Below are 26,592 nucleotides of genomic sequence, written 5' to 3' on the forward strand. Positions count from 1 at the left end.
TAATTACGGCGCCATCAAATCAAAACGGTTATCCACATCCTGATCCAGTGAGAACGGTGGCTGCAATTGCAGGACGATCTCGTTCGAGGTGACGCGGTTCTGTTTACTGTCTTCTAACACCACCGACAAGCGATAACTGTTATGTGCACCCGGCGAGCTATCCCACGCGGGCAGGATCACGCTCCAACCCTGCGGATCGTTGGGGTTGGCACCCGGCGTCAGGCTCAGCGCCTGGGTATCGCCCTGCCACATCACTTTAGCGATCGGATTGGTACTGCGGATTTGCAGTTTCAGCGGCAGACTTTCCCCGCCATTCAGCTGCCACGGCGGCGTCGCGAGAAATACCGCCAGCGTTTTACGCTGGCGATATTCCAGCACCGGCGTATAGCTGCGCGTCACGTTATCGTAGCGACTGCCGCGCAGCGAGTGCGCCGCCGCTACATTATCCGGACTCAACTGCTGGCTGAGCGCCACGCCAAAGCGATAGTTGAGGCGCAAGCCGAGCTGATCCTGGCTCTCACCGCTGTCGCTGGTTTTGTGGCTGGCGGATAAGGTCACCAGCGGCACCGGCGTGTAGGTGACGCCAAAGGTTAATGCTGACGGATTATGGTAGCGATTGCCGGAGCTAAACAGATCGACGTTATCGCCCAGATATTGCTGCCAGCTCAGCGACGCACCGAGTTGACGATACTGCGGCAAATAGCCTTGGGTGGTGAAATCGTAGCCGCGCGCCATTCGCTGCTGCTGGAAAGGATTGCGATCCTGCCAGCCTGATAGCGGCGTGTAATAGTTGGCGGAGAAGCGCAGATAGTCGCCCCACGCTTCGGTACCGAGCGAGGCGCGCTGCTGGCCGCTGCTGAACATGCGATCGACAAAGCCGTTATAGCCCAGTTGCCATTTGCCCGCCATCCAGCGTTGGCCGAGGCCGAAATTGCCTACCAGCCCATCATCGGTTTGATGAAATCCGACCTGACTAAAAGTCAGATAGCGATAGTTATCCGCCCAAGGCGTCAACAACGAGGCGCCGCTGCCGGTAAAGTTGCCGTCGAGATCCACGTTGAAGTCGATCTGTGCGTTGCCATACGGCGACAGCAGCGACTGCCCTTCATTAACCAGTCGATTTCCCACTTCGTCGCGGAAATGATTAAAGGCCCACAGACCGGCTTGCTGACTTAATGAATTGTCTTCAGTGCTGTTCTGGCTGGCTTCGCCAATGCTTTTGGCAATGGTCGCCAGTTTTTTGTTGAACGCTTCCGTTTCATCCTGGTAACCCAAAGCAGGCAACTGATCGGCCATTTTCTGAAAACGTGTGGGATCGCTAAACGGCGCATCGGCGAGTTTAGTATCAGAAATCAACGCCAGCGCAGGCGCGGATGCGGCAAGTAGTGAAAAACCAGAGAGATAACGCACGCTTTTGAGTGATAACAAAGTAGATAACATAGCTAAAAGTAGGGTTCGATCCGGTTCAGAATTAGAGGTGGCTCACAAAACTGCATAAGTCTACCCTAGCATATTCTGACGTTAAGCCGGACCCGTCTTGTTTTGATTAAGACAATGATTAGAAAGTGCTGCTCTGAATAAAGGGTAAAACCGGGCGCAGGTCAGGCACCCGGAACTGCGAGGAATATCAGGAGAAGATTAACCCGCCATCCACATTGATGGTCTGCCCGGTGATATAACGCGCATCGTCAGAGGCGAGGAAAGCCACTAAACCGGCGACATCTTCCGGCTGTCCTGCGCGTTTCAGCGGGATGTTTTCCACCCACTCGGCCATCAGTTCACCTTTGCCATACTGCTTTTTATCACTGCTGAGGATCTCGCCCCAAACGCGATCGTTGTAGTCCCACATTTCACTCTCGATAATGCCCGGACAGAAAGCATTCACCGTGATATGCCACGGCGCCAGCTCCAGCGCCAGGCTCTGGGTAATACCGATCACGCCCATTTTGCTGGCGGCATAGTGCGGTGTATAAATGAAACCCTGCCGTCCCTGACCGGACGAGGTGTTGATCAGGCTTCCGCTGCCCTGCTTCACCATATATTTCGCCGCTTCGCGGCAGCACAGCCACACGCCCGTGGTGTTCACCGCGAGGATCTTCTCGAAGTCGCTTTTGGGCATCGAATCGAAACGATCGATGGTAATCACGCCGGCATTTTGAATCGACACATCAATGCTGCCAAAGCGCTCAGCTGCCTTTTGATAGAGCTGCTGCACCTCAGTTTCATCGGTAACATCGACCTGCAGCGCCAGAACCTCACTGCCAAACTGCTGCTCGATGGCCTGCGCGGTAGTGAAGACGCGTTCCGAATTCGACACCATCACCAGGCGCGCCCCGTCGCGGGCAAAGCGCGCCGCAATGCCCGCGCCAATCCCGCGGCATGCGCCGGTAATCACCACCGTCTTTCCACTAAAATCGCGTGTCATATTGCCTCCTGTTATCCATGTGTCGCTTCAGGCAGGGCGGCCGATTGCTGCTTTTTTTCATGTCTGCGCAGCAGCACCACCTTACTTTGTAATTTTTGCTGGAACTGGTCGATCACCACCGCAGTGACAATCACTAAGCCTTTAATCACCATTTGCCAGAAATCGCTGACGCCCATCATCACCATGCCATCGGCGAGGAATACGATGACAAAAGCGCCGATAATCGAGCCTGAAACGCGACCGCGTCCGCCCGCCAGCGCCGTGCCGCCCAGCACCGTGGCTCCGATGGCGTCCATCTCGAACATGTTGCCGGTCATCGGGTGCGCGGTTTGCAGCTGCGACGCCACAATCAAACCGACCAGCGCGGCGCACAAGCCGGAAAAGGCGTAGACAAACACTTTGACCTTGATAATCGGCACACCCGCCAGGCGCGCCGCCGATTCGTTGCCGCCGGTGGCGTAGATATATCGACCAAGCGGCGTTTTGCGCGTCAGATACAAACCCAGCAACAGGAAGCCGAGCATCATCCATATCGGGATATACACGCCCAATATCGAACCCGAACCGAGCAAGGCGAAGCCGGTGTTGCCGAGTGCTGGCGTGCCGACGAGGTTGGCGTAGGTACTGCCGTCGTTGAACAGCAGCGCGGCGCCGCGTGCCACGTACATCATGCCAAGCGTACAGATAAACGGCGCTACACCGAGTCGCGTCACCACCGCGCCATTAATCAATCCCAGCGCTACGCCGAACAGCGCCACCACCAGAATCACCTCAGGCACATTGAAGAACAGCACGTTGCCGCCCCACAGCGGTACGCCGTTGGTGAGCAGCGCACCCGCCACCATGCCGCATATGCCCGCTACCGCCCCGACCGAAAGATCGATGCCGCCAGTCAAAATCACCAGCGTCATGCCGATCGCCAGCAAGCCGGTGATCGCCACATGCTGCGTCATGATCAGCAGGTTGGAGGTGGTGAGAAAGTTAGGCACCATAAAGCTGAAGAAACTCACCACGATCAGTAAGGCAATAAAGGTGCGCGCCTTAAGCAGGTACATGTAGATCAGGTATTTTTGATTCATCGTTTTACTCTCCAGCGGGCTCAATCATGTGGCGTTGAGGCGCTAATCAGGGCTTCGCGCGTGGCCGCCGCGCGCGGTAAATCGGCGGTGATGCGACCATCCGCCATCACCAGTATGCGGTCAGCCAGCGCCATCACTTCATCCAGTTCGGAGGAGGAGAACATCACCGCTAATCCCTGCTGCGCCAGGTTGCCAATCAGGTGATAAACGTCGGTTTTGGCGCCCACATCAATGCCGCGCGTTGGCTCATCCAGCAGCACCACCTGCGGCCCGGTCATCAGGGCTTTGCCCAGCACCACTTTTTGCTGATTGCCGCCGCTCAAGGAGGTGATTGGCAGTTCGGGATCGCTGACCTTAATGGCGAGATGGCCAATCATTTCATCCACGCGCCGCTGCTCGTTGTGCGGATTGAGTTTGCGCCAGCAGCGGCGGAAACCCCGCAGACTGAGATCGCTAAGCGTCATGTTGGCGGTGATCGACATCAGCTGTACCACGCCTTCGGTTTGACGATCTTCCGGCACCAGCGCGATACCTTTTTTCAGTCGCTGCTGGAAGCTGCGTTTCTCCAGCGCTTCGCCGTTCAGACTGACGCTGCCCGACTGACAGTGCATCATGCCAATCAGCCCTTTAAACAACTCGGTGCGCCCGGCGCCCAGCAAGCCGTAGATACCAATCACTTCGCCTTTGCGCAGCGAGAAAGAGACATCATTGAGCTTGTAGCCGCCGTTTTGATGCAGCGCGGTCAGCCCGTTGACGCTGAGTACCGTTTCGCCCTGCGTCGCCGGTTGGTAATCGAAATGTTTCTTCTTGTCGCCCACCATCTGCTCGATGATCCACGGAATCGAGGCGTCGCGGACTTCGCGTTCACTGATAAAGCGTCCGTCGCGGAAGATGGTGATGTGATCGCCAATCTCCATCAGCTCTTCCAGCCGATGTGAGATATAGATAATGGTGACGCCACGCCGTTTAAGCTGGTCGATGACGTTGAACAGCACTTTCACTTCTGATTGGCTGAGTGCGCTGGTCGGTTCATCCATGATCAGCACGCGCGTGTCTTTTGACAGCGCGCGGGCGATCTCCACCAGCTGCTGATGGCCGATACCGAGTTCAGCCAGCGGTGCGTAGGGATCGACATCCAGCTCCAGCCGTTCCAGCAACGCTTTGGCGAGCGAATATTGATACTTCTCGTTGATCACCCCGCGCTGGAAAAACTCATTGGCCATGAAGATGTTGTCCATCACATTCATGTTGGGAAACAGGTTCAGCTCCTGAAAAATAATGCTGATGCCCTGTTTTTCCGCCTGATGCGTGGAGCTCAGCGACACCGCTACGCCGTCCAGCAGAATCTCGCCGGATGAGGGGATCTCCACGCCAGCCAGCATTTTCATCATGGTGGATTTGCCGGCACCGTTTTCGCCGATCAACACGTTAACTTTGTTGCGATAGACGCGGTAGTTGACCTGATCCAGCGCGGTGACGCCGGGATAGATGCGCGACACGTTGCGGGTTTCAATAATCACATCCAGCGGCCCGTCGGGCGGGATTTGCGACATAGCCCTCTCCTTATTGCCGGGTGATTTGCGCCGGAGTGATATCAGGCGCCTGCTGCGGAATGTCCCAACTGCTGAACACGCCAGCAATCACCACTTTGTCGCCCACTTTCGGCTTGAACGCCTGCATCATGTCGGATGCCTGCTGATTGATGGTGCGGCCAAAATCGCCAAACATCACCTGATCGTTGAAGTCCTGATAGCTGGCGCCTTTATAAGCATCACGCAACGCCGTGCCGCGAATAATCGGCCCGGTTTGCACCGTGACGCTGGCACCGGACGCCTCTTTCAGCGTCATCTTGCCGCTGCGCGACGTGGTATTTACCGCCGTGATTTCGCCGTTCAGGCTGACGCTGAATACGCAGGGATTCTCTTCCTGGCTGCGATAGCCGTAGGTTTTACAGGCGCTGTCAAAATCTTTTGCCGACTGCAGCGACTTCATCAGTTCTGCCAGCGGTTTGGCTTCATGAGCAACTTGCGGCACCAGCTTTTGCTGCCACATCTGCGCGATGTTGCCCATGTTGGCGTTGGGAGGATTTTTCAGGTCGGCCAGCTCCTGCTGCGACACAATGCGGCAACCGCTAAGGATCACGACAGGAAGCAGTAACCAGAGTCGTCTGTGCATCACATTCTCCTGGGCGCCCGATAAACGGGCGCACCGCATTGATTACGACTTGAAGTTAAAGTCCTGCACGCCTTTGGCGTTGTCTGGCGTGATGAGAATGCCGCGGAACATCACGCGCTGCTTCTCAGGCTTGGTGCCTTTCTGAATAAAGTTGTCGAGGTCGGTCACGCCCTGCGCGGCGATGGCTTGCGCCTGCAGCATCACCGTGGCTTTCAGGTCGCCTTTTTCCACCGCGTCACGTTCATCATTGCTGCCATCAATGCCGACCACGATGACGTCGTTACGGCCCGCGGCTTTCAGTGCCGCGATGGCGCCCAGCGCAACGGGACCGTTACCGCAGATCACGCCTTTCACATCCGGATGCGCCTGCAGAATGCTGTCCATGATACGTTTGCCGTCAATCAGCGTACCTTTGGCATCCTGACGCGCCACGCTTTTCATGTCGGAATATTGATCGAGCACCTGGTGGAAGGATTTGGAGCGCGTAACACAGTTGTTGTCGGCGAGGTTACAGGTGAGTTCCGCGTAGCTGCCCTTTTCCCCCATTTTCTCGACAAACACGTTTGCCACGTCGGAACCGGCCTGGAAGTTGTTGTGGGTGATCTGCGCCAGCGCCACGTCATCCACCGGGATTTCGCGGTTGATCAGCACCACCGGAATGCCGGCATCTTTGGCTTTTTTAATCGCGGCGACGCTGGCGGTGGAGTCGGCGTTATCCAGCACGATGCCCTGCACTTTTTTGCCGATGGCGGCATCAATCAGTTCACTTTGCTTTTTCACATCTTCGCCATGCGACAGCACGCTGGTTTTATAGCCCAGCTCCTGCGCTTTGAGGTTGGCACCTTTGGCTTCGGAGGCGTAATACGGGTTATCCAGCGAGTTCACCAGAATCATGATGGTGCCTTTATCGGCAGCGAAACTGGCTTGGGAGATCAGGCAACTGGCAATGGCAGTTAACAGCAGGGTACGTTTTTTCATGGTGAGGTTCTCTCATTGTTATATTGGGTCACGCAGGGTCAGCCGTTCTGGTGTTGGCGCGGCTTACCAGATGGTAAAGCCACCGTCGATCATCAAATCTGCGCCGGTGATCATGTCGCTGCCGTTGCTGGCGAAGAACAGCACCGCGGCGGCGATTTCGTCGGTATAGGCAAAGCGTCCCAGCGGGATCAGCTTTTTCATCTGCTCGCCCTTCTCGCCGCGCCAGGCTTTTTCACCCATCGGCGTCAGCACCACGGTGGGCGATAAGGTATTGACGTTGATGCGATAGGGAGCGAACTCTTTGGCCATCACTTTGGTCATGCCGAGCAGACCGGCTTTGGCGGAGGTGTAGGCAACGTGGTTATCAATAGCGATGGAAGCGGCCTGCGATGCGATGTTGATGATCTTGCCGCCGTTACCGGCGCGCACCATGCGTTTTCCGGCCGCCTGCGAGCAGAGGAAAGGACCGGTGAGATTGACGTCGATCTGCTTTTGCCACTCGGCAAAATCGGTTTCTAACACCGGTTGCAACATCACGTAGCCCGCGCAGTTCACCAGGATATTAATCTGACCGTAATGCTGTTCGACGCGATCAAATGCCGCTTCAACCGACGCCGGATCGGTCACGTCGCAGCACACCAGCAGCACGCGATCGGCAGCAAACTGATCCTGCACGCCAGCCACTTTGTCGCTTTCGAATGGCGGATAGAGCAGCGCCAGCCGTGCGCCCTTCTCCAGCAGCATGGCGTTACTGGCCATCGCAATCCCGCCCAGCCCGCCGGTGACCACCGCCACTTTGCCGGTTAAATCCTGCTCAATGTTCACGCCGTAGCGCAGGTTAACGTCATATTCCCCACTCATCGTCTCTCTCCATAATGGTGTACGGTGGCGCTGGTTACTGCTGGCCGGGTTATCGTTTTTGCAAATATCATTTTCGAACAAAAATATAAGCTATCGATTAATAATGGTTTGTGGAGGAGATCAAATTTCATACAAATCGCAGCAATAAAAATTATCATCATGATTTTATTAACTTTGCATAAATACATGAATTCAGAATATGGAGAGAGCTGCTGAGCGCTCTCTGCGAAATCAATCGCATAGCGGATGATGATTTTCATTCGAAAATGATTGTTTCTGGAAGCTGCCTCGCAAATGCCCAAAACGCAGAGTAAAATCAGCTCGGGTTTCCTTTTTGGCGAAACCAGACCGTGATTGGAAAAAGGGAGCATTTCGATTGAAAAGCAAAACTGAGCAGCTGGCAGATATGCAGCAGCGCCGTGAGAAGATTCTGGAGATGATCCGCGAAGACGGCACCGTCACGGTTAAAGCGCTGACCGATACTTTCGGCCTGACCGAAGCCACCATTCGCACCGACCTGCGCATGTTGCAGCAAGAGGGGCACGTGCAGCGTTATCACGGCGGCGCCACGCTGATGACCGGCAAGCAGAATACCGGCGCGATGTTGCTGGAGCGTCAAACACATCTTGAAGAAAAACAGGCAATAGGCCGCCTTGCCGCGCAGCATGTGGAAAATGGCGACACGGTGATTTTCGATTCCGGTACCACCACCACGGCGATTGCCGAGGCGATCAGCCATATTCGTCGTTTATCGGTGATCACCACGGCGGTGAATATTGCGCTGAAGCTGGGCGGTGAGCCGGGCATCAACATTTTGCTGACCGGCGGCACTTTTAAATTCCCGACGCTTTCGACTTCGGGTGAGAAAGCCGCCTCGTTTTTCGAAAACGTACTGGCGGAGAAGCTGTTTCTTGCCACGGCCTGTATCTCGCCGCGTCTCGGTTTGAGCTTTCCCAGCGAGACCGATATCAAGGTGAAAATGGCGATGATCAAGTCAGCCAACAGCGTGTATGTGGTGGCGGATTCCAGCAAGATCGATAAGGTGTCGATGTTCGCGCTGCCGTGCGACTGGAGCCATATTCACTATCTGATTACCGATAGCGGCATTTCTCCGGCGCAGGTCGCGGCGTTTGAGGCGTTAGGTGTGCAGGTGTTGGTGGCGCAATTGGCGTTGGCGCAGAAGCGCGCGGTGTAGGTGCGGTGCGCGCTGTCCCTCACCCCGGCCCTCTCCCGCAAGCGGGCGAGGGGGAAAACCGTGCAATATTCACATATTCTGCGAACGGTTCCCTCTCCCACGTGTGGGAGAGGGTTAGGGTGAGGGCAAACGTGTTTAAAACCCTAAGCTATCCAGCAGGTCATCAACCTGATCCTGGTTCGCCACCACGCCGGGTGCATTGGCGTGGATCTGCGGACCGTTCAGCAGGCTGTTGCCCTCTTTACGCGCCGCGGCGTTGGCTTCTGGCATATTCTCCAGCAGCACCATCAACAGCTGACGCTCGATCTCCTGGATCACGTCCATCATGCGCTTGATTACCTGACCGGTCAGGTCCTGGAAATCCTGCGCCATCATGATTTCGAGCAACTGCTTATTGGTGTACGACGTGTGTCCCGGAACGTCAGTCAGGAACTGGCGCGTATCCGAAACCAACTCGCGCGCATCTGTCAGTTCAATCGGATTTTCAAACCACGCATCCCAACGGCCTTTCAGCTGGTTGGCGCCGGCTTCCATTTGGTCCTGGTGTGGCTGCGCTGCATCAACGCAGTTCAACGCACGTTCTGCCGCTTGCGCCGTCATTTGCACAACATAATCCAGACGATCACGCGCATCAGGAATGGCTTCCGCCGCTTCAGCAATCGCCTGGTCTAACCCCAGCTCACGCAGACTGTCACGCAACATGCGCGTCAGTGAGCCGATGCGGGTAATAATGTCGTGTGCCGAGGCTTCTTCGGTTGATTTCGGAAGGTCGCTCATCACATCTCCTTACATACCCAGTTTTTCGAATATTTTGCCTAACTTCTCTTCCAGCGTGGCCGCCGTGAACGGTTTCACCACGTAGCCACTGGCGCCCGCCTGCGCGGCCGCGATGATGTTCTCTTTCTTCGCTTCCGCGGTCACCATCAGCACCGGCAGTTTGTTCAGCGTGGCGTCAGCACGAATGGTTTGCAGCAGCTCCAGACCGTCCATGTTTGGCATGTTCCAGTCGGAGACCACGAAATCAAAGCCACCCGCACGCAGTTTGGTCAGGGCATCGACGCCATCTTCTGCTTCTTCGACGTTATTGAATCCAAGCTCTTTCAGCAGGTTACGGACGATACGACGCATCGTATTGAAGTCATCCACCACCAAAAAGCGCATATTTTTATCAGCCATATCTACTCCCGTGTTGTCTCGTCCAGCAGGACGGGCTCGTTAAATTCGCAATGCCTGTCCGGCGCTAATTTTCGCCAGCATGTGCTGACTGATGTGGCCTAAATCGACCACTTCACTGGTGCCGCCCATCGCAATCGCTTCGCGCGGCATACCAAATACCACACAGCTGGCTTCATCCTGCGCGATGGTCCAGGCGCCCGCGCGATGCATTTCCAGCATCCCGGCCGCGCCGTCGTTACCCATCCCGGTCAGGATCACACCCACCGCATTTCGTCCTGCGTGCACTGCCACCGAACGGAACAGCACATCCACCGATGGCTTGTGTCGGTTCACTGGCGGACCGTCATTCAGTTTCACCACATAGTTAGCCCCGCTACGGCCCAGCTCCATATGCATGGCGCCCGGCGCGATATAGGCGTGGCCTGGCAGGATACGCTCGCCGTCTTCCGCTTCTTTCACGGTGATCTGGCACAGCTTGTTCAGTCGCTCGGCAAACGAGCGGGTAAAGCCTGGCGGCATATGCTGGGTAATCAGCAGCGCCGGGCTGGTGGCTGGCAACGGCTGTAATACATGGCGAATCGCTTCGGTGCCGCCGGTGGACGAGCCGATGGCGATCAGCTTTTCACTGCTCAGCAGCGGACCCGCTTTCAGCGTGACCGGCATCGGCGTGGAGGCACGCACATGCAGCTTGGCGCGCGCGGCGGCGCGGATCTTGTCGGCAATCATCTGGCTATACGCCAGCATGCCTTCGCGGATGCCGAGCTGCGGCTTGGTGACAAAATCCACCGCACCCAACTCCAGCGCGCGCAGCGTCACTTCTGAACCTTTACCGGTCAGCGAGGAGACCATCACCACCGGCATCGGACGCAGGCGCATCAGCTTCTCGAGGAAATCGAGGCCATCCATGCGCGGCATCTCCACATCCAGCGTCAATACCTGCGGGTTGTACTGTTTGATTAAATCCCGCGCCACCAACGGATCTGGCGCACTCGCGACCATCTCCATATCGGGATGGCTGTTGATGATTTCGGTCATCAACTGTCGCATTAGCGCAGAGTCATCCACGCACATCACGGTGATTTTGCTCATCGTCTTTCCTTGCTCAGTCCATAGACTGTCTGTCCACGCAGCCAGAACTCTTTGCTGATCTGACTAAAGTTCTCTGAATGCCCGGCAAACAGCAGACCGCCGGGTTTCAGCAGGGGCACGAAACGGCGCAGAATCTGTTCCTGCGTCTCTTTATCGAAATAGATCATCACGTTGCGACAGAAAATCGCGTCGAACGGACCCGGCAACGCCCAGTCGTTAGCCAGTAAATTCAGTTGCGTATAGTTCACCATGTTGGCGAGGTCGGAACGCACGCGCACCATGCCTTCGTGCGGACCGGTGCCGCGCAGGAAAAAGCGCTGCAGCTGTGACTGCGACAAGGTACGTAGCTCTTCCTGGCGATACACGCCCGCCACGGCTTTCTCTAACACCTGCGTATCGATATCGCTGGCATGGACCTGGAATTTACCCGGACCGGTGCCCAGCGTTTCCGCCAGCGTCATGGCGATGGAGTACGGCTCTTCGCCGGTTGAGGCGGCGGTGCTCCACACGCTGTAATTACCCGTGCGCTTACGCGCATGATCCGCGAGGATCGGGAAGTGATGCGCCTCGCGGAAGAAAGAGGTCAGGTTGGTGGTCAGCGCGTTAATAAACGCCTGCCACTCCGCACTATTTTGGTCTTGCTCCAGCAGCGCCAGATAGCGGCCAAAGTCATCAATATTCAGCATGCGCAAACGACGCACTAACCGGTTGTAAACCATCTCGCGTTTGTGGTCGGCCAGCACAATGCCCGCGCGCTGATAGATCAGCTGGCTAATGCGACGAAAATGCGTATCTGAGAGCGGTAACCGCTGCACCATTTGCGAGAGCAGCGTGGTCGCTTCACTTTGATCCAATAACGTCGATTTCTTCATTTCAGGTCACCCGGCAACAAACTGTTTAAATTGTGATACTGCGGTTGCTACTGTGCTGCCAGTCGCGCCATTCTCATGGGCCGCCTTGCGGCGGCCACAAGGATTAAAAGGTTTCCCAGTTATCGTCAGTGCTACGTGCGCCTGCCGGTGCCAGTGCTTTTGGCGTGCCGGAACGCAAATTTTTTGCCGCTGTAGATACGTTAACGGCCTGAACGACAAATTCTTTACCTATATTGAACACCGCAACCGACTGTTTCAGTCGGCTCGCCTGATCTTCCAGCGCGGCCGCCGCAGTCGCCGACTCTTCGACCAGCGCGGCGTTCTGCTGCGTTACGCGATCCATCTCGTTCACCGCCAGACCGACCTGATCGATACCACGGCTCTGCTCGTCCGACGCCGAGGCGATTTCGCCCATGATGTCGGTGACGCGCGTGACCGCATTCACGATGTTGGTCATGGTTTCCCCGGCGCTCTCCACCAGCACGGAACCGGTGTTGACGCGGCTGACCGAATCTTCGATCAATCCTTTAATCTCTTTCGCCGCCTGCGCGCTGCGCTGTGCCAGACTGCGCACCTCGCCCGCTACCACGGCAAATCCACGGCCCTGCTCACCGGCGCGCGCCGCTTCTACCGCGGCGTTCAGTGCGAGGATATTGGTCTGGAAGGCAATGCCATCGATCACGCTAATGATGTCAGCGATTTTCTTCGAACTGCCAGTGATCTCTTTCATGGTGGTCACCACGCCATCCACCACTTTGCCGCCCTGCTGCGCGGTTTCCGAGGCGGTGAGCGCCAGCTGCGACGCCTGACGGGCGTTTTCGGCGTTCTGCTTCACGGTGGCGGTTAACTGCTCCATGCTGGCAGCGGTCTCTTCCAGCGAAGCCGCTTGCTGCTCGGTACGCGAAGAGAGATCGTTGTTGCCCATGGCGATTTCACTGGCACCGGTGTAGATCGCATCGGAACCGTCACGCACGGTACGCACCGTCCGCGCCAGCTCTTGCTGCATCTCTTGCACCGAGGTGAGCAGCTCGCCCATCTCGTTGCGCACCGTGATCTCCACCTGCTGCGTCAAATCACCGCGTGCGATGTGACGAATGTGCTCGATGCTCTGCTTCAGCGGACGGATCAGCACCGTACGCATGCCGTTCCACACCAGCGCAATCACCAGCAAGGTCACCAGCAGCGTGCCGACCACCAGCATGATGGATTTGCTATACGCCGCGTCATTGGCTTCAATGCCCTGATTGGCGAGCACAATGTTGTAGCTCAGCCATGCGTTGTAATCCCTGGCAAATTTGTCCTGGAATCCCTGCGTCGGCTGATCGACAAATCCTTTGAAATTTCCGCTACCGAGGAAATCGATCAACTCACCCAATGCACCCCGATAGGCGTTGTAGTTGGCTTGCAGCGTCAGCACGTTTTCCGCCGATTTGCCCTTTTCAGACAGATTGGCGTTAAATTCGGCAAACCCTACGTCAGCGTTCTTCAACTCCTCGCTCGCCAGCGCCACCAGATCTTTCACGGTTGCGCCCGAGCCAGCCTGCTGACTGTCCAGCAGATAACGGATCCCTGCACGGTTCAGCGTGTTACGCGCCTGAACCAGCGATACCCATGAGGTGCCCATCGCCCGTTGCAGCGTGCTAAGGCGCTGGTTATAGGCAAAATTATCTTTATCGGCTTTCACCGTGGAATAAAAAACTCCCCCGGAGAACAGCTGCAGTAAGGCAAACAGCGCCAGCACGCACAGCAGGCCGGATACAACACGAATACGACTAAACATAAACACCTCATTGGTTGGCGGATCGCTCCAGTTATCGGCGTTCCTGAGGGGATCTTTATGTGTGTTCGCAGGGGTTGGACCAGCGGGGGGTTGATGGGTGCTCGCTGTCCCTCACCCCGGCCCTCTCCCGCAGGCGGGAGAGGGAGACGCTGCCACATGCAGGCTCGGACAGTTCCCTCTCCCACTTGTGGGAGAGGGTTAGGGTGAGGGGCAAACGACTCAAAACTCAAAACGTCTCCCAGTTCCCCTCACTCACCGGCGTGGCCGCCGCTTTGCGCGGTGCGCTGGCGGTCTGACGCACCATGCTCGCCTTCGGTTGCGCCTGTGAGGCGCGCGGAATGCGGAACACCGATACCGACTGGCTCAGGCGGCTCGCCTGCTCTTCCAGGGATGCGGCGGCGGCAGCGGACTCTTCCACCAGCGAGGCGTTCTGCTGGGTGACGCGGTCCATCTCGGTCACCGCTTGTCCCACCTGATCGATACCCCGGCTCTGCTCATCCGACGCCGAGGCGATTTCGCCCATAATATCGGTGACGCGCGTGACGGCGCCGACGATATCATTCATGGTTTCTCCGGCGGTGCCGACCAGCTGAGAACCGTTGTTAACGCGGTTCACTGAGTCTTCGATCAAGCCTTTGATCTCTTTCGCCGCCTGCGCACTGCGCTGCGCCAGGTTACGCACTTCACCGGCCACCACGGCAAAACCACGGCCCTGTTCACCGGCACGCGCCGCTTCTACCGCCGCGTTCAGCGCCAGGATATTGGTCTGGAAGGCGATGCCGTCGATCACGCTAATAATGTCGGCGATCTTCTTCGAGCTGCCGGCGATATCCTGCATGGTACGCACCACACCATCGACCACCTCGCCGCCTTTACGCGCGGTATCCGACGCGCTCAGCGCCAGCTGCGATGCCTGACGCGCATTCTCGGCGTTCTGTTTCACCGTGGCGGTGAGCTGCTCCATGCTGGCCGCCGTCTGCTCCAGCGAGGCGGCCTGCTCTTCGGTACGCGCCGACAGATCGTTATTCCCGGCGGCGATTTCGCTGGCACCGGTGAAAATCGCATCGGAACCGTCACGCACATTGCCCACGGTGCTGACCAGCGACTGCTGCATCTCATGCAGGCTACCCGCCAGCTGGCTCATCTCATTGCGCCCTTCCACCACAATATTTTGTGTGAGATCGCCCGCGGCGATATGGCGAATATGCGCCAGCAGCTGATGCAGCGGCTGAATCAGCACGCTACGCAGGCCGAACCAGCAGCCAACGATCACCGCAATCACCACCAGCGCCACCGACGCCAGCAGCCACATCATGGTGTGGAAGGCGCGCTGATTCTGCGCCACGCCTTCTGCCGCCAATGTGCTTTGCTCAGTCCGCCACTCTTCGTAAGTGGCTTTCATCGCGACCTGTTTAGCTTCGATGTTCTGCGCAAACATGCCCTGCAGATCGTTGGCTTTCAGGCGATCCAGCATCGCTTTCAGCCCGTCGTTAAAGGCGGCGTAGTTCGCTTCCAGCTTATCGCGCAGCGCATCCGGCAAGCCCGGCGTGGCCGGCAAGTCGTAGTAGCGCTGATAGTGACCGGCAGCCACATTGAGCTGTTTTTCCGTCTGGGCGATTAAGGCACTCAGCTGGCCGCCATTCGACTGCGCGGCCATGGTGCCCTGCATACGCAACATGGCGCGGTTGAGCACGGTGCGGGTTTGGTTCAGTTCAATCCAGGCATCGGACATGGCGCCAACGTTGTTGGAGGAGATCTGCGCTACCGCAAACGCCTCTTTATCTTTTTGTAAGGCGGACCAGAACAGGCCACCCGACAGTAATTGTAAAGCGCCAAACACCAGCAATACGGCGATTAAACTGGTCACTACATTGATTCGTTTTAACATGGGATCTCCAGGGATGCGTTTCGGCTTCCCCAGTTATCGACCGGCAATCTGAATTTTTCAGGGTGCTTAAGCTACTTTACGAATTAAAATTCTGCGTTTGAGCATGATTGCAGTGTTTTATAACTAAAGAAATTAACAGTAAAAAAAATGCGCCTTTATCGGGTGAGCGATAAAGGCGCATTGGGTGGTGCGGTTTGTCCCTCACCCTAACCCTCTCCCACAAGTGGGAGAGGGAACCGATCGAGCCTACATGTGGCAGCGTCTCCCTCTCCCGCCTGCGGGAGAGGGCCGGGGTGAGGGACCGACCACTCCGAGCGTTAAAACGTTTCCCAGTTGCTGTCCCCCGCCGCCGCAGTCAGCGCTTTACGCGGTGCGCCGAGGGTGGGTGGTGCGATCTGCGGATGACGCACGCCGCTTCTGGCCTGCGGCTGCGCTTGTGCCGCACGCGGTACGCGGAACACTGCTACCGACTGGCTCAGGCGACTCGCCTGCTCTTCCAGCGAGGCCGCCGCCGCCGCAGACTCTTCCACCAGCGAGGCGTTCTGCTGCGTCACGCGATCCATCTCCGTCACCGCCTGGCCAACCTGATCGATACCACGGCTCTGCTCATCCGACGCCGAGGCAATTTCGCCCATGATGTCGGTGACGCGCGTGACCGCATTAACGATATCGCTCATGGTTTCACCGGCGGTGCCGACCAGTTCAGATCCGCTGTTGACGCGGCTGACGGAATCTTCAATCAGCCCTTTAATCTCTTTCGCCGCCTGCGCACTGCGCTGGGCCAGATTACGCACTTCACCCGCGACCACCGCAAATCCACGGCCTTGCTCACCGGCGCGCGCCGCTTCTACCGCTGCGTTCAGCGCCAGAATATTGGTCTGGAAAGCGATGCCATCGATAACACTGGTGATGTCGGCGATCTTCTTCGAACTGCCAGCGATGTCGCTCATGGTGCGCACCACGCCTTGCACCACGTCACCGCCCTTCTGCGCGGTTTCGGAGGCACTCAACGCCAGCTGCGACGCCTGACGCGCGTTTTCGGCGTTCTGCTTCACGGTGGCGGTCAGCTGCTCCATGCTGGCGGCGGTCTGCTCCAGTGAAGCCGCCTGCTCTTCGGTACGTGCCGAGAGATCGTTGTTGCCCGCAGAGATTTCGCTCGCTCCGGTAAAGATGGCATCCGAACCGTCACGCACATCACTTACCGTGCGCACCAGCGACTGCTGCATCTCATGCAGGCTTTCCGCCAGCTGGCTCATTTCATTGCGTCCCTCGACCGCGATGCTCTGCGTCAAATCGCCCTGCGCAATGTGCTGAATATGCTGAATGTTGTCGTTCAGCGGTTTGATGAGGATGTTGCGCATGCCAAACCAGCACAGCACAATCACCGCCACCACAATCGCCAGCACTGCCGCTAACAGCCAGATCATGTGATCGTAGGCTGAGCTGTTGGCTTCGACGCCCGCCGCGGTCAGGCGATCCTGATCGGCACGCCATTGGCGATACTCTTTCAGGAAGGCGTTTTGACTCGGCGCAACCGGCACTTTGGCCGCCTGATCGAGATCTTTTGCCACCAGCGCATCCTGCATCTGGCCTAGCGCACTGGCATAGGCGGAATAGGTTTCATCGAGACGTTTGTTGAGCGCGGCATCCTGTCCCGGCGTGTCCGGCGTGGCTTTAAACAGCTGGTAGTTATCGGCGGCATCTTTCTGGAAAGATTTGCTGTCGTCATACAAGCCGGCAATATCGGCTTCGCTGCCGGTCAGTTTGCTGGTTGCCATGCGCAGCTGAATGCGGGTTAACACCACACGGCTCTGATTGAGGCTCATGTAGGCGTCGTTGATGGCGGCGGTGTTTTTGCTCGCCAGTTGTGAAACGTTAAAACTGTTTTTGTCATCGCTCAGCGCTTTGAAAAACAGTGAGCCGGATGCCAGCTGTAAAAAGCCAAACACCAACAACACCAGCAATAAGCTGGTGACAACGCGGATTCTCGTAAACATAGTTTGCCCTGGAAAATGAAGAAAAAATCGTACCGATCAGTTATCGACCAAAGGCAGAGAAGATTGAGGGATATTGCAGAAGTTTTTTGCGGCTTTATTGTTGATTTGTAAGGAATTAATTCACGCAGGTGATGATAACGGGCCGCAGCAGCGCGGCCCGTTGCGGGGATTATGCGGTACGCAGGTTGTCCACCAGCGCCATCTCTTCGCTGCTCAGCAGCTTTTCGATGTCGACCAGAATCAGCATGCGTTCACCCAGCGCGCCCAGACCAGTCAGGTACTCGGTGGACATGGTGACCGCGAACTCCGGTGAAGGACGAATCTGCTCTTGCGTCAGCGACAGCACGTCAGAAACGCCATCAACGACGATACCCACCACGCGATGCTCAAGATTCAGCACGATCACCACGGTGTTCTCGTTGTACACCACATCCGGCTGCGAGAACTTCACGCGCAGGTCGATGATCGGCACGATCACGCCGCGCAGGTTGGTGACGCCTTTGATGAATTCCGGCGTGTTGGCGATGCGGGTTACCTGATCGTAACCGCGAATCTCCTGCACTTTCAGAATGTCGATGCCGTACTCTTCGTCACCCAGTGTGAAAACTAAGAATTCCTGGCCCACGGTTTCGCCAGCGATTTTGGTCACGGTTGCCATGTCAGTCATTTTTTTACCCTTTCGTTATCTATTACGCTGCGGCACCGGCCACACGCTTTTCACGGTTCAACGATTGCAGTGCTGAGACATCCACAATCAGCGCCACGCTACCATCGCCCAAAATGGTGGCGGCAGAGATGCCCGGCACTTTGCGATAGTTGCTTTCCAGGTTTTTCACTACCACCTGATGCTGACCAATCAGCTGATCAACCAGCAGCGCATAGCGACGGCCTGCGCTCTGCAGAATCACCACGATGCCTTGCGTGGCGTCGGTTTTGGCGTTCTGCACCTCAAACACATTCCACAGTTCTACCAGCGGCAGATATTCGCCACGCACTTCCAGCACGCGCTCGCCACCGGCCAGCGGTTTCAGCTCTTCTGCGGTTGGCTGCAGCGATTCCATCACCGCGTTAAGCGGCAGAATGAACACTTCGTTAGCCACGCGCACTGACATGCCGTCGAGGATCGCCAGCGTCAGCGGCAGCAGGATGCGAATGGTGGTGCCTTTGCCCTGCTTCGAGGAGATTTCGACGTGACCGCCCATCTCCTGAATATTACGTTTCACCACGTCCATGCCCACGCCGCGGCCCGACACGTCGGTAACCTGCTCAGCGGTGGAGAAGCCCGGCGCGAAGATCAGCATGCCGACTTCTTCATCGCTCATGCTTTCGCTGACCGGCAGGCCAGACGACAGCGCTTTAGCCAGAATACGTTCGCGGTTCAGACCGGCACCGTCATCGATCACTTCGATGCAGATGTTGCCGCCCTGATGTTCCGCCGACAGCGTCAGGTTGCCGACGGCGGTTTTATTCGCGGCCAGACGTTTTTCCGGGGTTTCGATACCGTGATCGAGGCTGTTACGCACCAGATGCGTTAACGGATCGATGATGCGTTCAATCAGGCTCTTATCCAGTTCGGTTGAGCTGCCGAGCAGCGTCAGTTCCACTTCTTTGCCCAGCTTGCTGGCCAGATCGCGTACCAGACGCGGGAAGCGGCTGAAGACATACTCCATCGGCATCATACGAATCGACATCACCGATTCCTGCAGATCGCGGGCGTTACGCTCCAGCTGACCCATGCTGTTGAGCAGGTCGCCATGCGCCACCGGATCCAGCGCGCCGGAGCGCTGCGCCAGCATCGATTGGGTGATCACCAGTTCGCCAACCAGGTTAATCAGCTGGTCAACTTTCTCAACGGCAACACGGATGCTGCTGGATTCGCTGCCTTTGGCCGGTGCGGCAGCACGTTTAGGTTCGCGCTTCACCGCTGGCGTGATATCGGTGACGGTGGCGGTTTGCACCGGTTCAGCAGCCACTTCAGCTACCGGGGCTTCGGCAACGGCCGTCGCGCCTGTCGGGAAGTGAATCTGTGCTTCATCCAGCACAAAACAGAGCACCGCGACGATGTCATCTTTGCCGACGCCATCAATGGTGACTTCCAGCGAATTGGCGCCTTTCACCACATTGCTGACGGTGCCGAGGTTGCCGAGCTCTTCCAGCATCAGCTCCGGCTCTTTTTCTTTCAGGTCAACCAGTTGCAGGCGCAGACCTGCGGCTGCCGCCGGTGCAGCAATCTCAACCACTTCGGCGACTTTGGGCGTTTCAGGCGCAATGCCTTTCGCTTCAAGTGCCAGCTGACGCAGCGCTTCGCAGATGTATTTAAAGCTTTCTGCATTCGGCTCCTGCGCCGTTTTATAGGCATCGAGCTGTTCTTGCATAATATCTTTGGTTTCCAAAAACAGGTTGATGATATCGGTGCTGAGCTGCATCTCGCCGCGGCGCGCACCATCCAGAATGTTTTCCAGGATGTGGGTGGTTTCCTGTAAAACCGTAAAGCCAAACGTACCGGCTCCGCCCTTGATGGAGTGGGCGGCGCGGAAGATGGCATTCAACTGCTCGGAATCGGGCTCCTGGGGATCAAGTCCCAACAGGTGTTGCTCCATATCCGCTAACAGCTCATCGGCTTCATCGAAAAACGTCTGGTAAAAATCGCTGATGTCCATGCTCACGGGATCACCTCGGCTGTGAGGGTTGGTCTGGTGTCACCACGCTCGCCGTGGGCGCCGCCGCTGCCGCAGGGGCCGTTGCAGCAGCCGGCGCAGCCGGTGTTGCAGTGGAACCTGTTGGGGCAGTCGACGCAGCCGGTACAGCGGGTGCGGTAATGTCGGGAATAATTTGCGCCGGGTCGCTCACCTGAACGGCATCGCTCTCGGCATTCTCTTTTTCAATCGCCGCTTCGGTGTCGTGATTCAACACCAGCAGGCTAATGCGGCGGTTGACTGCATCATTAGCACCACGGTTTTTCAGCTTCATGGTGTCGGCCATGCCGACCACACGCAGCATTTTGGCGCCGTCGAGGCCACCAATCACCAGCTCGCGCCGTGAGGCATTGGCACGATCCGCCGACAGTTCCCAGTTGCTGTAGCCACGATCGCCGTTGGCATATTGGAAATCATCGGTGTGACCCGCGAGGCTGATTTTGTTCGGAATATCATTCAGTACCGGCGCGATAGTGCGCAGGATGTCGCGCATGTAAGGCTCCACGTCCGCGCTGCCGGTTTTAAACATCGGGCGGTTCTGGCTATCGATAATCTGAATGCGCAGTCCCTCTTCGACCATGTTGATGATCAGGTGCGGACGCAGCGCTTTCAGACGCGGATCGGCTTCAATCAGTTGGTCGAGCTTTTCACGCAGGCGATTCAGGCGGATCTCCTCCAGCTTCTTCTTCTGCGCATCCATATCGACAATCTTCTTCACTTCCCCCTTCTGCTGCGTCGGATCGTCGCCGCCGCCGGGGATCGGACTTTCGCTGTCGCTGCTGCGCTGACCGCCGGTCAACGCCACTTTCAGCGGCGTTTTAAAGTATTCCGCAATCTGGACCAACTCTTTGGGGCTGGAGATGGAGAGCAACCACATCACCATAAAGAACGCCATCATCGCCGTCATAAAGTCGGCATAGGCAATCTTCCACGAACCGTGGCTCCCATGGTGACCTTTATGTTTGCGCTTTTTAACCAGCACAATGGGGCGATTGCCTGCTTTCATGAATTCTCATCCGAAGTTTGTTTCGCCGGGTTCTTGGCGTTACGCACGTGCTCTTCCAGCTCCGAGAACGATGGACGTTCTGCGGAGTACAGCGTTTTACGACCAAATTCCACCGCGATTTGCGGCGCGTAACCGTTGAGGCTGGAGAGCAACGTCACCTTCACGCACTGCATCATCTTGGTGGTTTCGGCACATTTCTGACGCAATACCGACGCCAGCGGAGAGATAAAGCCGTAGGCCAGCAAAATCCCGAGGAAAGTACCGACCATCGCGTGCGCCACTAACGCACCCAGTTCGGCCGCCGGACGGTCGGCTGACGCCAGTGCGTGCACCACGCCCATTACCGCCGCGACAATGCCGAACGCCGGTAAGCCATCACCCACCGCCGAGATACTTTGCGCGGGGACTTCGCACTCGTGCTCGTAGGTCTCAATCTCTTCATCCATCAACGCTTCAATTTCGAAGGCGTTCATATTTCCGCTGACCATTAAACGCAAATAATCGGTAATAAAATCGACTAACTGTTTATCGGACAAAATACGCGGATAGTTAGCGAAAATTTCACTCTGGCTGGGATCTTCAATGTCACGTTCTAATGACAACATGCCTTGCTGACGGGATTTCGCCATCAGGCGATAAAGCAGCGCCATTAAATCCATGTATACCGCTTTGTTATATTTCGAGCCGCGCATTAACAATGGCAGCGCTTTTAATGTTTTCTTAATCGATTTGCCATTATTGCCGACTAAAAAGGCACCAATACCGGCACCGCCGATAATGATCAGCTCCGCCGGTTGATATAGCGCGCCTAAATGTCCGCCGACCATCGCGTAGCCGCCCAACACGGAGCCGACGACCACGATATAACCCAGAATTATCAGCACAAAAAATCCTTACGTCCGTAACGTGTTGATGGAAGTTAAGCCAGAGAGCCGCAGGTGTTATTCGTTTATCGCAGGCAAAAAAAAAGCAGCGGTATTAACCGCTGCTGGATGTTTTCCACGATGCGAACAAACTTAAACGGCGCGTTTAACCTGTTCATCCAGCAGTTGTGGAAAGGTATCGGCAGAATCTGCAGAAAGTTTACGTCTTTTTACGGCACGTGATGGCGGCTGGCACAGGCTGCAGACAAAGCTGCCAACGGGCTGATGAGCGTGGTTAATAAAGCTTCCACCACAGCACTTACAGTCAGACAGTTCCAGCATGCCACTTTCAACGAATCGCACCAGGGTCCATGCACGCGTTAGCGCCAACAGCGGGCCCTCGTCCGATTGCGGACACTGCTCAAGATACAAGCGATAAGCTTTGATTACCGCTTCAACGCCACTGTTCAAGCCGGTTTTCAGCAGGAACTGCCAGGCGTTACAGAACATAGAAGAGTGGATGTTTTGTTCCCAGGTCATGAACCAATCGGTGGAGAATGGCAGCATGCCTTTCGGTGGTGGCGCACCACGCAGCTCTTTATAGAGTTTAATCAGGCGACCACGGCTCAGCTGCGTTTCACTCTCCAGCATTTGCAGTCGTGCGCCCAATGTAATCAGCTCCATTGCCAGCTGAATATCACGCGCTTCCTGAACAATACTTTTTTCGGTCATTAAACGGCCCTCTTCTTCGCAGAGACGTCATCTTTAGACGCATTCCGCAGTAGGCGGCTGGATAATAAAATACCGGTGTGGATTTGCTGCAAGTCATCCACGCGTGACTCTTGAGTCAGACGATTAATATGGTTGTGATCGGTAAATCGGAACTGGCAAACCAGTTGGTTGGTTTCCGCTAATTTTACCATCTCAGGTAAGGTTAATTGCGACAATGCATCGGCCATCGATTCATCGATGCCTAAACGAAACATTGCTGAAGCTTTTTCCTGGTTAATTAAACGCTGAGCAAGAAGCAAATATGACAAATTGATGTCATATATATGTTTTAGTAATTCTGATGTACCCATTTTTTTCCATCCTGATAGACGCGACACATATACGGCCACAGAATTAAATTGTTCTATGGTTCGGGCTGCTGGTTGGTAAATCTAAAGATGGCAAAAAATAATCAGGCTTGAGCCAACGTGCTCCTGACTGTTGCTCTTTTAGTCAGGACACTGATCTGTAGTAATCAAAACTCCAGGCCATTCTTTGCTTGAGTTGTAACCATCTTCCGTGACGTCTGCTTACAGTTTTTTAAGACTAATCTGAAAACAAGGCAAATCTATATCGTCTGATTTCCACATACAACGTGAGTGGCGCGAAATTTTAGATAAAGTGTGATCTACGTCACACTTTTAAGGCAAATTTTTTCTCTAAACCTTCAGCAGCGCTTTTCTGTTGTCTATTTTTTGCGCAATTTCTGAATATTTCTTTAATATTTTGCTGAAGTAAGGCGGATTTTAGGCTGTGCGGAAGATTGTCATTACAACGCGATCAGTTATCTGTTTTGTTGGAATTAGAGTGCTATAACGCGCCATATAAAGAATTATATGCAGCATAATACTCTGAATTAGCGTGAAACTATTCGCTTCTAAATTAATCACTTACAGGGAATATTGCCGACGTGCCGTAAAGCGAGACGCTAGCGAAGCGTGAAGTCTGGGCGTAGAGCGCCTGGGAACTGTTAGTGGATTGTAGGGAGTGTTTAGCGCACGGCAGGGGATGTAACAGAGCGTTACATTAGAGAAATGAATGAATAGCCATTTTTTCGGTTTGCTTCGCGATTACTATCGGCGTACCACCTGAGATCTTTAGGGTTGCGAAGAAAAAAAGCTTTTTTTGCCTTTCGGTTGTGTGCTTTTTAACCAAATCGTGCGCTTTTCGCTGATGAGTCAGCGCATTAGCGCTTAAAGAAATGAAATCGATTTCGTGAGGTTACAGTGGCGCGTGAAAACGCTGTGCAGCGAAGCGTAAATTCAAAGACGCGCGATAAATCGCGCCGCTACGGAAGTGTGCGATGAGTGAGCAAAGGACCCAATGTTAGCATTTACCGTAGCGGCGCAATTTATTGCGCAATTGAGCGTTACGCTAATTTCGGAAAGGTAGCGACTTTATTTACCGTGCCGTGGTCGTCACTACGAACCGGCAAAGTATTTAAATCTTTCAGGAAACATTCGCGCCAGTGCGAAATATCCTGTTTGCGCAACACCGCCATCATGTCGTTATAACGCGAAATACGTTCGGTACGCGGCATGGTCAACGCGCGATCGAGCGCCGCTGCCACTTCATCACGATCGTACGGATTGACGATCAGCGCGGAAGTCAGCTCATTGGCCGCACCGGCAAAGCGTGACAACACCAAGACGCCTGGATTATCCGGGTCCTGCGCCGCCACATACTCTTTCGCCACCAGATTCATGCCGTCACGCAGCGGCGTAATCAAGCCCACATTGGTGAGACGGAAGATCTTCATTAACAGGCGACGATCAAAGTGCTGATTGAGGTAATAGAGCGGCGTCCAGCCCAGCGTGCCGTATTTCCCGTTGATGCGCCCCGCTTCCGTTTCCAGCTGATGACGGATGTCCTGATAAGCCTGCACGTCGCCGCGCGAGGTGGGCGCAATTTGCGAGTAGCGAATTTTGCCGCGGTGCTGCGGGAAATTCTCCAGCAGGGCTTCGAAGGCCAGGAAACGCTCCGGCAATCCTTTGGAGTAATCCAGGCGCTCACAGGCGATGATGTTCTGCAGATCGCCCAAATCGCGTTTCATTGCCGCCATTTTCGGTGGCAACGGTCCTTCCGCCATCTCTTTAATGGTGTCCGGCTCAATACCAATCGGATATACCTCAGTCATAAAGGTGTTGCCGAAGGCACGATGCTTCTTCTCACCTTTATTCTGCAGCTGCGTCAGCTGGCTCAGGCTATCAAGGAAGGCGACGCGGTCAGATTCTGTCTGGAAGCCCAGCAAATCGTAGTCGCACAGCATCTCCAGCAGCTCCTGATGCGGCGGCAAGGCATTGAAGATCTCTGGCGTCGGGAACGGAATATGCAGGAAGAATCCGATGCGGTTATTAATGCCCTGTTTGCGCAGTTCGGCGGCAAACGGCAGCAGATGGTAATCGTGGATCCACAGAATATCGTCGGGCTGCAGCAACGGTTTAAGGCGCTGCGCCAGCAAGGTATTGACGCGGCAGTAGCCATCCCAGGCTTCGCGCTGATACTGCACCAGATCGAGGCGATAGTGGAACGCCGGCCAAATCACGGTATTGGAGAACTGGAGATAATATTGATCGTAATCGTTTTGATTCAGCGGCAGTGACGCGTAGGTAATGCCGTCTTTTTCGATCTGCGTAAGTTCTTCATCTTCATCTTCACCCGAGAATTCGCTGATCTCTCCGTTCCAGCCAAACCATAATCCTCCGGTATCTCGCAGTGCATCCAAAATACCGACAGCAAGCCCGCCTGCGCTGGCCTTGCTACCATCGGGAATCGCGATACGGTTAGATACGACGACTAAACGACTCATAACCTAAACTCCTTACCCACATTGTCATGTTCTAGTTGTAATAATAGTTGTTCAAGCCATTGCCATACGGCCTCAACGCTGTTGAGGCGATAGCGTGCATGGCTGGCCCCTTCACCGACTTTGACAGAGATCCCCTGCATGGCGTTTACCGCGAGGAATCCTTTTTCGTCCGTCAGGTCGTCTCCCACAAATACCGGAATGCGTCCGGCAAAGGGCGCTTCCTGCATAAACTCATGTACCGCGGCGCCTTTATCGATGCCTTGCGGCTTCAGTTCCACCACGCATTTACCCGGCTGAAGCGCCAGCTCGGGAAAGCGTGCAACGGCGTCTTCGGCCAGCTGCATGATGGCGTTTTCGTACTGCGGCGCATTGCGATAGTGCAGCGCAAACGCCATGCCTTTCACTTCTAATAGCGTATCGGGCCATTGATCCAGCGTCTGCTGCAGTTCAGTTTGCAGCGTTTGCGCAATATCACCCGGCAAGCTGTGGCGATGCACGCGGCCCGCCGCATCGCGGCGTTCTGCACCGTGCACGCCCGCGGCGGGGGCTTCGAGTGGCGCCACTAAGGCGTCGAGTTGCGCAATCGGACGGCCGGAAACCAGCGCTAAGGCGCCGTGGCTGAGATTGGAAATTTGTTGCAGGAGCTGGCGTACCGAGGCGGGAATGGAGACCGACTCGGGCTGCGACTGAATCGCTGCCAGCGTGCCGTCGACATCAAAAAAGAAGGCATAGAGTCCGCCACTTAACGACGGCAAGGTGCTGTTCTGATTAACCGCGGGGGTCACGACTCTTCTCCTGTCTGGTGGAATTTGTCATTACAGGATGTTCGGAGGCTGGCTGGGCGATCGAGGCGGTTACTACCGCCGAAGTGTGTGCGAGGAGGTTTTGCAGATAACACGGAATTTCGATAGATAACTCTCCACAAACAAACA

Annotated in this window: 23 protein-coding genes; 1 reads left to right on the plus strand and 22 read right to left on the minus strand. The window is 55.7% G+C overall.

Translation table 11 applies throughout. From position 1 onward, the window contains the following. Window positions 1–3: 3 nt before the first annotated feature. The 7 genes from HX773_RS11400 to HX773_RS11430 all read right to left on the minus strand — a co-directional run bounded on the left by HX773_RS11400 (window position 4) and on the right by HX773_RS11430 (window position 7,518). Window positions 4–1,440 carry a YchO/YchP family invasin gene (locus HX773_RS11400; RefSeq protein WP_176971579.1) on the minus strand — a complete coding sequence of 479 codons (1,437 nt, stop codon included), beginning with the start codon at window positions 1,438–1,440 and terminating at the stop codon, window positions 4–6. Between the two features lie 187 nt (window positions 1,441–1,627). After that, window positions 1,628–2,425 carry a glucose 1-dehydrogenase gene (locus HX773_RS11405; RefSeq protein WP_176971580.1) on the minus strand — a complete coding sequence of 266 codons (798 nt, stop codon included), beginning with the start codon at window positions 2,423–2,425 and terminating at the stop codon, window positions 1,628–1,630. Window positions 2,426–2,436: 11 nt separating this feature from the next. After that, a complete protein-coding gene (locus HX773_RS11410) occupies window positions 2,437–3,504 on the minus strand; it encodes an ABC transporter permease (RefSeq protein ID WP_101764597.1) in 1,068 nt (355 codons plus the stop codon). 20 nt (window positions 3,505–3,524) lie between these two features. Continuing rightward, complete coding sequence (locus HX773_RS11415) at window positions 3,525–5,057, minus strand: sugar ABC transporter ATP-binding protein (protein WP_176971581.1); 1,533 nt, start codon at window positions 5,055–5,057, stop codon at window positions 3,525–3,527. Between the two features lie 10 nt (window positions 5,058–5,067). Next, window positions 5,068–5,679 (minus strand): DUF2291 family protein, encoded by a 612-nt coding sequence (locus tag HX773_RS11420; protein WP_176971582.1) that lies wholly within the window; start codon window positions 5,677–5,679, stop codon window positions 5,068–5,070. Between the two features lie 42 nt (window positions 5,680–5,721). After that, on the minus strand, window positions 5,722–6,657 hold the full coding sequence (locus HX773_RS11425; RefSeq protein ID WP_101764600.1) for a D-ribose ABC transporter substrate-binding protein: 936 nt from the start codon (window positions 6,655–6,657) through the stop codon (window positions 5,722–5,724). A gap of 63 nt (window positions 6,658–6,720) precedes the next feature. Then, window positions 6,721–7,518: a GolD/DthD family dehydrogenase gene (locus HX773_RS11430; protein WP_176971583.1), complete on the minus strand. Its 798-nt coding sequence runs from the start codon at window positions 7,516–7,518 to the stop codon at window positions 6,721–6,723. A 376-nt stretch (window positions 7,519–7,894) separates the two neighbouring features. Between HX773_RS11430 and HX773_RS11435 the strand changes: the two genes are divergently transcribed. Then, window positions 7,895–8,713 carry a DeoR/GlpR family DNA-binding transcription regulator gene (locus tag HX773_RS11435; protein ID WP_176971584.1) on the plus strand — a complete coding sequence of 273 codons (819 nt, stop codon included), beginning with the start codon at window positions 7,895–7,897 and terminating at the stop codon, window positions 8,711–8,713. Window positions 8,714–8,848: 135 nt separating this feature from the next. On the opposite strand, the gene cheZ is transcribed toward HX773_RS11435, so the two are convergent. The 15 genes from cheZ to otsB all read right to left on the minus strand — a co-directional run bounded on the left by cheZ (window position 8,849) and on the right by otsB (window position 26,445). After that, window positions 8,849–9,490: a protein phosphatase CheZ gene (gene cheZ, locus HX773_RS11440; RefSeq protein ID WP_008102872.1), complete on the minus strand. Its 642-nt coding sequence runs from the start codon at window positions 9,488–9,490 to the stop codon at window positions 8,849–8,851. A 9-nt stretch (window positions 9,491–9,499) separates the two neighbouring features. Continuing rightward, window positions 9,500–9,889, minus strand: a complete 390-nt coding sequence (gene cheY / locus HX773_RS11445; protein ID WP_008102871.1) for a chemotaxis response regulator CheY — start codon at window positions 9,887–9,889, stop codon at window positions 9,500–9,502. Between the two features lie 39 nt (window positions 9,890–9,928). After that, on the minus strand, window positions 9,929–10,978 hold the full coding sequence (locus HX773_RS11450) for a chemotaxis response regulator protein-glutamate methylesterase (protein ID WP_008102868.1): 1,050 nt from the start codon (window positions 10,976–10,978) through the stop codon (window positions 9,929–9,931). Continuing rightward, a complete protein-coding gene (gene cheR / locus HX773_RS11455) occupies window positions 10,975–11,850 on the minus strand; it encodes a protein-glutamate O-methyltransferase CheR (protein WP_008102867.1) in 876 nt (291 codons plus the stop codon). The genes HX773_RS11450 and cheR overlap by 4 nt, the downstream gene beginning before the upstream one ends. A 103-nt stretch (window positions 11,851–11,953) precedes the next feature. Then, a complete protein-coding gene (locus tag HX773_RS11460) occupies window positions 11,954–13,630 on the minus strand; it encodes a methyl-accepting chemotaxis protein (protein WP_176971585.1) in 1,677 nt (558 codons plus the stop codon). Between the two features lie 226 nt (window positions 13,631–13,856). After that, complete coding sequence (locus tag HX773_RS11465) at window positions 13,857–15,518, minus strand: methyl-accepting chemotaxis protein (protein WP_176971586.1); 1,662 nt, start codon at window positions 15,516–15,518, stop codon at window positions 13,857–13,859. 317 nt (window positions 15,519–15,835) lie between these two features. Further along, window positions 15,836–17,515, minus strand: coding sequence for a methyl-accepting chemotaxis protein (locus HX773_RS11470; protein WP_176971587.1), 1,680 nt, complete (start codon window positions 17,513–17,515; stop codon window positions 15,836–15,838). A gap of 169 nt (window positions 17,516–17,684) precedes the next feature. Next, the gene (gene cheW, locus HX773_RS11475; RefSeq protein WP_008102858.1) at window positions 17,685–18,182 is read right to left on the minus strand and encodes a chemotaxis protein CheW; all 498 of its coding nucleotides are present in this window, start codon (window positions 18,180–18,182) and stop codon (window positions 17,685–17,687) included. A gap of 22 nt (window positions 18,183–18,204) precedes the next feature. Continuing rightward, complete coding sequence (cheA, locus tag HX773_RS11480; RefSeq protein WP_176971588.1) at window positions 18,205–20,175, minus strand: chemotaxis protein CheA; 1,971 nt, start codon at window positions 20,173–20,175, stop codon at window positions 18,205–18,207. Window positions 20,176–20,185: 10 nt separating this feature from the next. Next, the gene (motB, locus tag HX773_RS11485) at window positions 20,186–21,217 is read right to left on the minus strand and encodes a flagellar motor protein MotB (RefSeq protein ID WP_176971589.1); all 1,032 of its coding nucleotides are present in this window, start codon (window positions 21,215–21,217) and stop codon (window positions 20,186–20,188) included. After that, window positions 21,214–22,101 (minus strand): flagellar motor stator protein MotA, encoded by an 888-nt coding sequence (gene motA / locus HX773_RS11490; protein WP_007891047.1) that lies wholly within the window; start codon window positions 22,099–22,101, stop codon window positions 21,214–21,216. Before motA ends, motB begins: the two co-directional genes overlap by 4 nt. Before the next feature lie 132 nt (window positions 22,102–22,233). Beyond that, window positions 22,234–22,812 carry a flagellar transcriptional regulator FlhC gene (gene flhC, locus HX773_RS11495; protein WP_008102852.1) on the minus strand — a complete coding sequence of 193 codons (579 nt, stop codon included), beginning with the start codon at window positions 22,810–22,812 and terminating at the stop codon, window positions 22,234–22,236. Then, window positions 22,812–23,162 (minus strand): flagellar transcriptional regulator FlhD, encoded by a 351-nt coding sequence (gene flhD, locus HX773_RS11500; protein WP_008102850.1) that lies wholly within the window; start codon window positions 23,160–23,162, stop codon window positions 22,812–22,814. Before flhD ends, flhC begins: the two co-directional genes overlap by 1 nt. A 1,058-nt stretch (window positions 23,163–24,220) precedes the next feature. Further along, window positions 24,221–25,660 (minus strand): alpha,alpha-trehalose-phosphate synthase, encoded by a 1,440-nt coding sequence (gene otsA, locus HX773_RS11505; protein ID WP_176971590.1) that lies wholly within the window; start codon window positions 25,658–25,660, stop codon window positions 24,221–24,223. Continuing rightward, window positions 25,657–26,445, minus strand: a complete 789-nt coding sequence (gene otsB / locus HX773_RS11510) for a trehalose-phosphatase (RefSeq protein WP_176971591.1) — start codon at window positions 26,443–26,445, stop codon at window positions 25,657–25,659. The genes otsA and otsB overlap by 4 nt, the downstream gene beginning before the upstream one ends. Window positions 26,446–26,592 lie beyond the last annotated feature (147 nt).

The organism is Pantoea sp. B9002 (assembly GCF_013385945.1).
In the GTDB taxonomy this organism is placed as follows: Bacteria; Pseudomonadota; Gammaproteobacteria; order Enterobacterales; family Enterobacteriaceae; genus Pantoea.

Excerpts from the sequence above, each read along its gene's own strand:
- HX773_RS11430 (WP_176971583.1), bottom strand. The coding sequence starts at position 7,518 with ATGAGTGGGGAATATGACGTTAACCTGCGCTACGGCGTGAACATTGAG.
- HX773_RS11400 (WP_176971579.1), bottom strand. The coding sequence starts at position 1,440 with ATGTTATCTACTTTGTTATCACTCAAAAGCGTGCGTTATCTCTCTGGT.
- cheW (WP_008102858.1), bottom strand. The coding sequence starts at position 18,182 with ATGACTGACATGGCAACCGTGACCAAAATCGCTGGCGAAACCGTGGGC.
- cheY (WP_008102871.1), bottom strand. The coding sequence starts at position 9,889 with ATGGCTGATAAAAATATGCGCTTTTTGGTGGTGGATGACTTCAATACG.
- motB (WP_176971589.1), bottom strand. The coding sequence starts at position 21,217 with ATGAAAGCAGGCAATCGCCCCATTGTGCTGGTTAAAAAGCGCAAACAT.
- flhC (WP_008102852.1), bottom strand. The coding sequence starts at position 22,812 with ATGACCGAAAAAAGTATTGTTCAGGAAGCGCGTGATATTCAGCTGGCA.
- cheA (WP_176971588.1), bottom strand. The coding sequence starts at position 20,175 with ATGGACATCAGCGATTTTTACCAGACGTTTTTCGATGAAGCCGATGAG.
- flhD (WP_008102850.1), bottom strand. The coding sequence starts at position 23,162 with ATGGGTACATCAGAATTACTAAAACATATATATGACATCAATTTGTCA.
- cheR (WP_008102867.1), bottom strand. The coding sequence starts at position 11,850 with ATGAAGAAATCGACGTTATTGGATCAAAGTGAAGCGACCACGCTGCTC.
- HX773_RS11405 (WP_176971580.1), bottom strand. The coding sequence starts at position 2,425 with ATGACACGCGATTTTAGTGGAAAGACGGTGGTGATTACCGGCGCATGC.
- otsA (WP_176971590.1), bottom strand. The coding sequence starts at position 25,660 with ATGAGTCGTTTAGTCGTCGTATCTAACCGTATCGCGATTCCCGATGGT.
- HX773_RS11460 (WP_176971585.1), bottom strand. The coding sequence starts at position 13,630 with ATGTTTAGTCGTATTCGTGTTGTATCCGGCCTGCTGTGCGTGCTGGCG.
- cheZ (WP_008102872.1), bottom strand. The coding sequence starts at position 9,490 with ATGAGCGACCTTCCGAAATCAACCGAAGAAGCCTCGGCACACGACATT.
- HX773_RS11450 (WP_008102868.1), bottom strand. The coding sequence starts at position 10,978 with ATGAGCAAAATCACCGTGATGTGCGTGGATGACTCTGCGCTAATGCGA.
- HX773_RS11425 (WP_101764600.1), bottom strand. The coding sequence starts at position 6,657 with ATGAAAAAACGTACCCTGCTGTTAACTGCCATTGCCAGTTGCCTGATC.
- HX773_RS11470 (WP_176971587.1), bottom strand. The coding sequence starts at position 17,515 with ATGTTTACGAGAATCCGCGTTGTCACCAGCTTATTGCTGGTGTTGTTG.
- HX773_RS11465 (WP_176971586.1), bottom strand. The coding sequence starts at position 15,518 with ATGTTAAAACGAATCAATGTAGTGACCAGTTTAATCGCCGTATTGCTG.
- HX773_RS11415 (WP_176971581.1), bottom strand. The coding sequence starts at position 5,057 with ATGTCGCAAATCCCGCCCGACGGGCCGCTGGATGTGATTATTGAAACC.
- HX773_RS11410 (WP_101764597.1), bottom strand. The coding sequence starts at position 3,504 with ATGAATCAAAAATACCTGATCTACATGTACCTGCTTAAGGCGCGCACC.
- HX773_RS11420 (WP_176971582.1), bottom strand. The coding sequence starts at position 5,679 with ATGCACAGACGACTCTGGTTACTGCTTCCTGTCGTGATCCTTAGCGGT.